The organism is Bizionia argentinensis JUB59 (assembly GCF_000224335.1).
Classification (GTDB): Bacteria; Bacteroidota; Bacteroidia; order Flavobacteriales; family Flavobacteriaceae; genus Algorimicrobium; species Algorimicrobium argentinense.
The window spans coordinates 21,690-30,745 of sequence record NZ_AFXZ01000024.1 but is presented as its reverse complement, the minus strand read 5'-3'; the positions used below and the strand labels follow the sequence as shown (position 1 = coordinate 30,745).

At 32.6% G+C, this 9,056-nt stretch carries 8 protein-coding genes and 2 pseudogenes; 8 read left to right on the top strand and 2 right to left on the bottom strand.

Going from position 1 to position 9,056, the window contains the following annotated elements; translation table 11 throughout:
* Nucleotides 1–216 (bottom strand): annotated as a pseudogene (locus BZARG_RS07605) (IS1182 family transposase); the annotation flags it as partial.
* Nucleotides 217–419: 203 nt separating this feature from the next.
* Here BZARG_RS07605 and BZARG_RS15235 point away from each other — a divergent pair.
* Nucleotides 420–965 (top strand): GNAT family N-acetyltransferase, encoded by a 546-nt coding sequence (locus tag BZARG_RS15235; RefSeq protein ID WP_008636977.1) that lies wholly within the window; start codon nucleotides 420–422, stop codon nucleotides 963–965.
* A 7-nt stretch (nucleotides 966–972) separates the two neighbouring features.
* Here the strand turns inward: BZARG_RS15235 and BZARG_RS16020 are convergent.
* Nucleotides 973–1,098, bottom strand: a pseudogene (locus tag BZARG_RS16020) (IS110 family transposase); the annotation flags it as partial.
* 258 nt (nucleotides 1,099–1,356) lie between these two features.
* Here BZARG_RS16020 and BZARG_RS07595 point away from each other — a divergent pair.
* From BZARG_RS07595 to BZARG_RS07565, 7 genes are all read left to right on the top strand, one after another.
* On the top strand, nucleotides 1,357–2,163 hold the full coding sequence (locus tag BZARG_RS07595) for an SDR family oxidoreductase (RefSeq protein WP_008636990.1): 807 nt from the start codon (nucleotides 1,357–1,359) through the stop codon (nucleotides 2,161–2,163).
* 15 nt (nucleotides 2,164–2,178) lie between these two features.
* Nucleotides 2,179–2,913 (top strand): sulfite exporter TauE/SafE family protein, encoded by a 735-nt coding sequence (locus BZARG_RS07590; RefSeq protein ID WP_008636995.1) that lies wholly within the window; start codon nucleotides 2,179–2,181, stop codon nucleotides 2,911–2,913.
* Nucleotides 2,914–3,160: 247 nt separating this feature from the next.
* On the top strand, nucleotides 3,161–4,276 hold the full coding sequence (locus tag BZARG_RS07585) for a DUF2914 domain-containing protein (protein ID WP_040288195.1): 1,116 nt from the start codon (nucleotides 3,161–3,163) through the stop codon (nucleotides 4,274–4,276).
* A 179-nt stretch (nucleotides 4,277–4,455) separates the two neighbouring features.
* Entirely contained in the window at nucleotides 4,456–5,163 is a 708-nt protein-coding gene (locus tag BZARG_RS07580; protein WP_008636965.1) for a ZIP family metal transporter, read from the top strand.
* A gap of 119 nt (nucleotides 5,164–5,282) precedes the next feature.
* The gene (locus tag BZARG_RS07575) at nucleotides 5,283–5,762 is read left to right on the top strand and encodes a hypothetical protein (protein WP_040288181.1); all 480 of its coding nucleotides are present in this window, start codon (nucleotides 5,283–5,285) and stop codon (nucleotides 5,760–5,762) included.
* 234 nt (nucleotides 5,763–5,996) lie between these two features.
* Entirely contained in the window at nucleotides 5,997–7,841 is a 1,845-nt protein-coding gene (locus BZARG_RS07570; RefSeq protein WP_008636980.1) for a PLP-dependent aminotransferase family protein, read from the top strand.
* 164 nt (nucleotides 7,842–8,005) lie between these two features.
* Nucleotides 8,006–8,689: a hypothetical protein gene (locus tag BZARG_RS07565; protein WP_008636972.1), complete on the top strand. Its 684-nt coding sequence runs from the start codon at nucleotides 8,006–8,008 to the stop codon at nucleotides 8,687–8,689.
* Nucleotides 8,690–9,056: the final 367 nt, after the last annotated feature.

Below are 9,056 nucleotides of genomic sequence, written 5' to 3'. Positions count from 1 at the left end.
GATGTTCTCCAAGTAACCAACCAAACACAGTTTAAAAAAAACCACAGGATCAATACTCTTTTGACCTGTAGCACCGTAAAACGGAGCGGTTAATTTGTATAAATACTTTAAATCTAATACATTTTTAAGCTGTCGATAAAAGTTGTGATCTGGTACACGTTCACTCAATAAAAAATCGGTAAACAGCTTCTCTTGATATGTCTTTTTGCCTTGCATAACAACAAATTATAAAATTTATCGGCTCAAAATGCATTATTATAGTAACTTTATCAACAGAGTTATGCAACAGGCACACCGTGTATATTTAATTGCTTGGTTCTCGCCTACTTACGAAAATCCGCGCGGATTTTCTATCTAAAGATATTTATTACAAACTAAAGAAACACGTTGTAGCCAATTAAAAAATACACATCGACGAAATGAAAATTTTTGAAACCGAAAGATTGACTGTTAAAAGCTTAGAGAATATAGACAAGAAGTACTTCGCCGAACTTTTTACTGACCCAAAGATTTTGGAACTCATACCTCAAAAAGCATTTACACAAGACCAAATAACCGATAGATTTAACAAAAGTCTGGATTTGGAATTGAATGATTTAAAAAACCAAAAATGTGCTTGCGGAATATATGAAAAAGGAAAAACTGAATTAATTGGACTTGCTCTATTTCTAATTAACGAAGATGGCGAAAAAGAATTAGGATACCGATTTCGTTCGAATTATTGGGGAATAGGATACGGAACAGAAACTACGAAAGGAATGTTGAAATATTATTTTCAAGTAATGAACGTAAACAAAGTTATGGCTGATGTAAATATTGCGAATACTGGTTCAGTTAAAATTTTGGATAAATTTATGGAACTAGTGAGCGAATTTTTTAACGAAAGGGATAATTGTACCGATAGAAGATATGAACTCTGGAAAAATAACTGGCTACAACAAAGTACTGAGGTAAAAAACAAGTAGGAATGCATTAACTTTTCACTAAAGTACTTCTGTAGGTATCCACGTATATTGATCCTGATTTAGTAATTGCAAAAGCCTGCTTCAATAGTTTATTACACATCGCTATTAAGGCCAATTTTTTGCTCTTTCCCTTATATAGTTCAGATTCAGAAAATGGCTATAATCAATTTGATAAAAACGGAAATTGGACCGGTAATTTCGTAAAATAACAACTTTCTATATTTTTGAACGCACAATATTAAAGACATTTCGTTAATTTGATAAAAATGGTTTAATTGTTCGAAAAATATCATATTATTTCATTTCAAAAAATAATGTTTTTAATTTCGCTGATTCCGATGATTTTCGCTAATCTTTTTATTAATCTACCAACCTATAATTACCTAAAACAATGAAAAATTTAAAAGATAAAACAGTACTTATAACTGGTGGCGCATCTGGAATTGGAAAAATTATGACACGTTTATTCCTAGAACGTCAAGCACGCGTTATTATTTGGGATATTAGTCAATCCAATATTGACGAAACACTTGCAGATTTTTCTAATAACCCCGCTGTATTTGCGTATCAAGTGGATGTTTCGAGTAACGAGCACGTGCAAAACACCGCTAAAAAGGTAAAGCAAGATGTTGGTGTTGTTGATGTGGTAATAAATAACGCCGGTATTATTATTGGAAAGTTTTTTCTTGAACATTCCGTTACGGATATAGATAACACCATGAAAATTAACGCCATTGGTCCCATGTATATTACCAAGGTATTTTTAGATGATATGTTAAATCAAAATTCTGGTCATATTTGTAATATTGCCTCGTCTGGCGGACTAATTTCTAACCCTAAAATGTCGGTTTATGCAGCTAGCAAATGGGCTCTTATTGGCTGGTCTGATAGTTTACGATTAGAAATGAAGCAACTTAAAAAAGACGTTCATATAACCACCATCTTGCCGTATTATATCCATACGGGCATGTTTGAAGGCGTAAAATCTAAAATCCCCATTCTTGAGCCGGAAGCTGCTGCACTCACTATTGTTAAAGCTATCGAGAAAAATAAACGTTTGATTACTATTCCTGGATATATTTACCGATTTACACGCTTGGGGCAAGCTATTATGTCTATTAATGTTTTCGATTGGTTTGCTGGCGATGTACTTGGCATTTATAAAACCATGGAACATTTTACTGGTCGTAAAAAATAGAGCTCTAAAAGTCGCATGGATTTTATAACCATTTACCTTTTAATCGTTGTTTTTATTGCTACAATAGTACGATCCACATTTGGTTTTGGTGAATCTCTAATTGCTGTTCCTTTACTTATATTTTATATTCCTATTGAAACAGCCGTACCGCTATCAGTGCTAATATCGGTAGTAATTGCGGCCGTTGTAATTGTTCAGGACCGCAAGAAAATTCATTTCAATAGTGCTAAATGGTTGATTTTTTTCGCTATTTTAGGTATTCCTATCGGGTTACTACTCCTACTCTATGGCAATGAAAATTTAGTGAAATCGGGTTTGGGTATTCTCATAGTTTTATATTCTCTGTACTCCTTACTCTCCAAAAGTCAATTTAAATTAGAATCCGATAACAAACTTTGGCTTTTTATTTGTGGCTTTTTGTCTGGTGTATTTGGTGGCGCTTATGGATTAAACGGTCCGCCATTGGCTATTTACGGAAATATGAGGAATTGGACCGCCAAGCATTTTAGAGCCACACTACAAGCTTATTTTCTGCCAGCAGGCATAATTGGATTAATTGGTTATTGGTACAATGGTCTTTGGAGTGCAACCGTTACACATTACTTTCTAGTTTGCATTCCAGCAATAATACCGGCAATTTTTATTGGAAGATATTTAAACAGCCGCTTAAAAGATGGTGCTTTTATAAACTATATTTACATCGGTTTAATAGCAATTGGTGGTTTATTAATAGGGCAATCTTTACTGTAAATTTTGAGAGGCACATGGAGAAATCAATTTTAAAATACATGTTTTCAACTTGTTTTCATACTTAATTAAAGCTTTACACATTCGAGTGAAGAACTCATTTGCTTAAAACACTTTAGATTACCTTTTCAAAATCATAATTTTAAAATAAATTTTGTTTCAATAGAAAATCAAGGTTAAAAAAGAGAAATTATTTTGACTTTAAATTGAAACAATTTTATAAATTAACGCACAATTTCCAAAAATGAGTATAAAAAGAACATTTGTTAAATTTAGGAATAGGGGTTTTCGAAAATTTATACGCGAAAACTCGAAATATGCGCCGATACTTTTTTTTACAGGCGGATTTATTTTCGATACCTTAACATTGGGGCGGATTGATCGGGCTTACGATTTGACCATTTTATGTTCGCACATGACCTCTTTAACCATTGTCCTTTACCTTTATAATTTAGCCGATGATGGCAAGTGGAAAAACACGTTTTTAGAACGTTTTGAAGAGTATTTCCCTCTGGCTATTCAGTTTTTCTTCGGTGGTCTTTCAAGTGCTTATGTTATTTATTTCTCACGAAGCGTTTCACTTTCTAAAACCATATCCTTTTTTGTAATTCTACTCGCGTTACTTTTTGCAAACGAATTACTCAAAAAACGAATTTCCAATAAGTACTTACAATTTAGCGTTTACTTTTTTATCAGTTTCACCTTTTTTACTTTCATGATTCCTGTAATTATTAAGGAAATGAATACCAGTGTATTTATTTTATCAGGATTAGTGAGTCTAACAATCACGCTGCTACTCATAACTATTATTTACAGAAAAAGTCCCAGTACACGCGAAGAAATACATATAGGAAAAATGCTTGGCATCGTTTTCACTATGTATGCCACTATTAATATATTTTACTTTTTTAATATGATTCCACCTGTACCATTAGCTTTAGATGCAGGTATGGTAGCTCACAATATAGAAAAAGATAACAATAGCTATTTGGTGACATATGAGCGTGATGATTGGTATATATTTTGGCGCGATCACCGACTAAAATTCATTCATCAGCCCAATGAAAGCGTATTTGTATTTACGTCAATATTTGCCCCAACGCAGATTAAAAAATCAATTTTACACCGCTGGAAATGGTATAACGAGCAGACCGAAAAATGGGAAGTGGTCGATGAAATTGGCTACGACATCACCGGTGGTAGGAATGCTGGTTTCCGTGGCTACACCTATAAAGACCAAGTAAAGCCTGGTTTATGGAAAGTAGATGTTGTTACAGAGGAAAATTTGTTACTAGGCGTTATAGATTTTGAAATTATTATGAACTCAAGTTTAAAACCAAAGCGCGTTGTTCAGCGCAGATTTTAATGGCGTAAGCTAAAGCAACTATCCATTGATAGTTAAGCGAAGAGTCCTTTTTGATTACTTATGGTAGTTTTTACTTTAACCAAAGTTAAGCTTAAATTGGCTCCACTATTAATAGATAGACGAAGGCTATCACTTATTTCATTATGATATAATTATTGTAAAAATATTATTTTCAGTGTATGTTAACCAACCTTTTATTGTTTTCAGGATTTGCAGGTATTACTGTCTTTTTGGGCGGGATTATAGCCAATTATTTTAATCACCATTTAAAAGAAAGCCCTGTTAAATATGAAATTACTCACACTCTTATGTCCTTTGGTTCAGGAATTATGCTATCTGCTTTAGCATTAGTTCTTATTCCAAAAGGGATGGATGAACTGGAATTAATGCCTATAGTTTTTTCGTTTGTTTTTGGAGCTATTTTATTTATGATTATAGATCAATATTTGGCAAAAAAAGGTGGTAAAACGGCCACGCTTTTAGCTATGATGATGGATTTTATCCCGGAGTCAATCGCTATGGGCGCTGTATTTGCCATTGAACCAAGTATGGCAGTTCTTCTAGCTGTATTTATAGGTCTACAAAATTTACCAGAAGCTTTTAACTCCTTTAGAGATTTGGTTCAGAGTGGATTTACGGTAAAAAAAACATTAATAATATTCTTTTTTTTAAGTTTCTCTGGAATTATTGGTGCATTAATAGGACATTATTTTTTAAGCGATTATACCGTTTTAACTGCACATTTGATGATATTTGCTAGTGGAGGGATTTTATATCTACTCATTCAAGACATAGTTCCTGAAAGTAAATTAGAAAAGAATTACTTAACATCATTAGGCGCTATTCTAGGTTTCTTGGTGGGAATTATCGGAGATAAAATATTATGAAATAGCCAAGTAAATGCTGATATGAAAGTTTTGAATAGCCTATAAAGTTCAGTACTTTTTTATATCAACTAGTGCATAAAACCAATTAAATCTCTTACATTCAACCTTATATAAAAAAAATGAAAATTATAAACAATCAATCAATTGCAAAACCATTGTCCAAAACTTTATTAGTGATCACTATTTCTTTTTTTGCATTGACGGCCTGTAAAACAGATAATAAAAAAGAAGAAATTAGTATTCCTCAAATTGAAAAATTGGAGATCCAAGTTTTGGAAGACAAAGTAATATCTCCTGAAAAAGATGCCTATAAAAAACTGACAAGTAATTATGAGCTTTATGGGAAATGGATAATTAGTAATTCAGTTGACAAGAAGGGCTATGTTTACGAAATTTATAAAAAAGGAGACGAATATATTGGCGTGATTACAAAAGGTGATTATACCATGGAAAATCTGAATAAAAAAGGAAATGATTATTTTATTGAAGAGAATAATTATGGTGAATTTTATCGGATTGATAAAAAAATGAATATGACCTTATTCGATAGAGACGGCGATTTAACTAGCACCGGATATTCCGCTAAAAAAGTAGATTAATCCTCTTTCCAAATTATAAAAAACCCAAACAAGCGTTTGGGCTTTTTAAGTAATAACGATAAACGTATAGTTTTTAGAAGGCTGACCGGAGTTTAAAACGTTCAACACGACTATACTTTTACAGGCTGTCTTTTGCGACAAGAACAATGTATTATATCCTGAAACAAAACGTCCCATAACATTCTTTAAAAAATCTAATTATTGTATCTTGCGTTTCTATTTAAAAGTGAAATTATGCAAGAGAATAAAGTATTAGACTATATAAAAGATGTGTTAGAAAATATGCCAACAGACTGGTTAAACCTAACAACCCATCGATTAGATATTTATGATGAGAAATTGGCTAAAACGCAATTTTTAGAGGAGCTTGAAAACTTATTTAAAACCAATAGCTCTAAAACTGCTTCATTAAGTGCTTTACATACGGCTTACGATTATATTCGATTAGGACACCCATTATCCTGTATTCTGGAATGGGGAATTTCTAAATTGAATACTATAAATTCAGAAAACGTTATCAGTTTTTCATCGCAAACGGTTCCTGTGTTAGCCATTTTAAGAACCAATGCATTAGAAAATAAAAACACGCAAATTTTATACACCGGTAAATTACCAAACTTCTTTGATGCCGATGTTATAAAACGTGTATATGGTTATGAGTTTGAATTAAAAAATGTTGAGAATGCAGAAGCTATCTCACCCTTTGATGGTAGTACAGTTTTCATTTCTCAAAAGGATAACATTTCGAATATTAATCTTAACGATAATATTGATTTTTATATCAGCCTTTATTCTCAATTAGGAAGCGTTTTATTGGTAAATGGCACACAGAACGAAAATTATATCTCCGATATTCAGCATGTACGACGACGAGAAACTATTGCCATGACGCCAGCCGATTCTCTTACGGCTTTAAAAATGCTAACAGATCAACCTGTAGCTGATACTGAAAAAAGCAATCGCGAAACCGATAAAAAGAGTGTTTTAAATTCCATTAATAGCATTACAGGTACCAATGGCAAAACGTTAGTTGCGTCCAGCGGCTTATCTATGCAATATGCCATTATGATGGGTTTAATTCACGACGCATTAGAAAACCATAAAGGAAAAGCCATTAAATTTATTGTCCCTCCAAATTGTTATGGCGGCACCAATGACCAAGCCAGACGCGTTGCTGAATGCCTGGATAATGTTGAAGTTGTAGATTTACCAGTTGATGGCGACAACGACATGGTTCAAAGTATTGACCGCATTTTAGATAGAATTGCTAAAGAAGATGCTATTCCTTATATAATTGCTGAAATCCCTACAAACCCGAGAGTTGAAGTTCCAAATCTTAAAGATTTAAAAGGTGTTTTAAGCGCAGAACGTAAAACTAAAGCTGGTGAAACGGCCATAGACCCTGTTTTTATTTTAGACCAAACTTTTTGTCCTAATGTACACTTTTTAGGTGACGGGGAAATTCTTTCTACAGTAAGAACCCTTTCATACGCAAGTGGATCCAAATTTCCTAGCGGCGGAAAATGTACGGCTGGCTACGTTGTAGGAAATACAAAAACTACAGGTTTATTAGACAAAATAGATATGCATCTAAATCTTTGCGATAACGAAGCTACAGATCTTCAATATGAAATATTAGCCAAGCAATTGCCATCCATGAATCAAAGAATTACGGATGCTTATAAAAACACCCGTGAATTTGTAAACTTTATTCACGAGGTTTTACCAACGGCGAAAATTAATTTTGTTTCAGAGGAATTGGCTGATCATGATTTTACGCCATCTGTGTTTTCATTAGATTTACCTACAAAAGGAAATTCGGCTGAAGAAAAAGAAACTTATAAACGTGCATTGAATTTAAAGTTAATCAACTTAATGATCACTAAAATTCCTGATCAAAGTAAGTTTTGTGTGAGTTATGGCCAACTAAAAGGTCTCTATTGGACTATTCCTGCAACATCCACACAAGGAACCACTAAAGAAGGTGATAAGGATTATATTGTCCGCGCATCCCTTTCTCCTGACTTGGATCTGGAACGACACAAAGAGGTGTTTTTGGACTTTGTAAAAAGCATTTAGGCATTCTAAAATCTTTTCCCGCCTCTAACTTTAGTTTAAGGCGGGAAAAATAGTTAATCTTCAATCGTTAATCATTTTAGGAATACATTAGAAATAATAATCCTACTTTTACAGGTATTAGCAGCTATACCAGCTTACAAACATAAACCTGACCAATACCATTAATGAACCACAGATTCTACTCAAAAACCGTTAAAGAACAGAACCGCGTTCAAATCAAAGTTGCACTTGTTGCTTTATCATTAAATTTGCCGATTTTAGTTTTGTCAATTTTTAGTGGTTTTTACTTTTTAATATTACTATCCATAGCGATAACACTTTCAGTAATTGCACCTTTTTTTGATAGCCCAACGCTTAAAAAAAACGGTCGATTAATTTACTATTCTTCACTTTTCGTTACAGAAAAAGAGCGCGAAGGAATCATAAAAATTCACGGCGGATCATTAATTGACTATGTTTTTGTTATAGACAAATCATTAACTGGAAAACAACGTACCAATTTTATTCTTCAAAAGTATTTAGAAGGTATTTTAAATTTAATAACAGCATGTGAAGAACAGCATAATACGGCTGTAAAAATAACGGGAACAACCTACATTCTAAATGCAAGAACAGCAGAAAAAATTGGACTAGAAGTTATTAAAACGAACAACTTGCAAAAGTTTATACTGACATTTAATTATGTAAATATTCTAATATCCAATTCTATTGCCAAACGAAAATTAGCATTCCCAAAACTGAATAATATTAAAACATTTGAAAGTCATATAGCGGAGTTAATTAAACGAAGAGAATTTATTGAAGGATTGAACAATAAATTAAAAAACTCCCTTGCTAATAGCTTATAAAACCATTCACTAAATTGAGTCCTTTCTAGGCCTTTCTGTTTTTTAATTTAGATCCAGTGTGTCTTAATATTTAATTGACTTCGAAACGATCTTACCCCATATTCAAAGATAAAAATAGGTTGCTAAACAAAAATATTAAAGATTTAGGCCTAATATAAAATCTATTATGGGTTTCCGTAACCCGACTTTAAATAATATTCCTATTTTTAACTTATGTAATAATTAGGAGCTAAAGATAGACGTTGATGGTTGCGCAAATACTAATTAAATTTAGATTATAACTTTAAAAAAAAACAATTCCAATTTTAAATCTAGTTACACAAGAAAAAAGGATAGAATCCTAGGTGCCTTACTTTGTAAAAATAAC

Bases quoted from the DNA above. Each gene is read 5' to 3' on its own strand.
- BZARG_RS07575 (WP_040288181.1), top strand. From the start codon at position 5,283: ATGAAAATTATAAACAATCAATCAATTGCAAAACCATTGTCCAAAACT.
- BZARG_RS07565 (WP_008636972.1), top strand. From the start codon at position 8,006: ATGAACCACAGATTCTACTCAAAAACCGTTAAAGAACAGAACCGCGTT.
- BZARG_RS07570 (WP_008636980.1), top strand. From the start codon at position 5,997: ATGCAAGAGAATAAAGTATTAGACTATATAAAAGATGTGTTAGAAAAT.
- BZARG_RS07580 (WP_008636965.1), top strand. From the start codon at position 4,456: ATGTTAACCAACCTTTTATTGTTTTCAGGATTTGCAGGTATTACTGTC.
- BZARG_RS15235 (WP_008636977.1), top strand. From the start codon at position 420: ATGAAAATTTTTGAAACCGAAAGATTGACTGTTAAAAGCTTAGAGAAT.
- BZARG_RS07595 (WP_008636990.1), top strand. From the start codon at position 1,357: ATGAAAAATTTAAAAGATAAAACAGTACTTATAACTGGTGGCGCATCT.
- BZARG_RS07590 (WP_008636995.1), top strand. From the start codon at position 2,179: ATGGATTTTATAACCATTTACCTTTTAATCGTTGTTTTTATTGCTACA.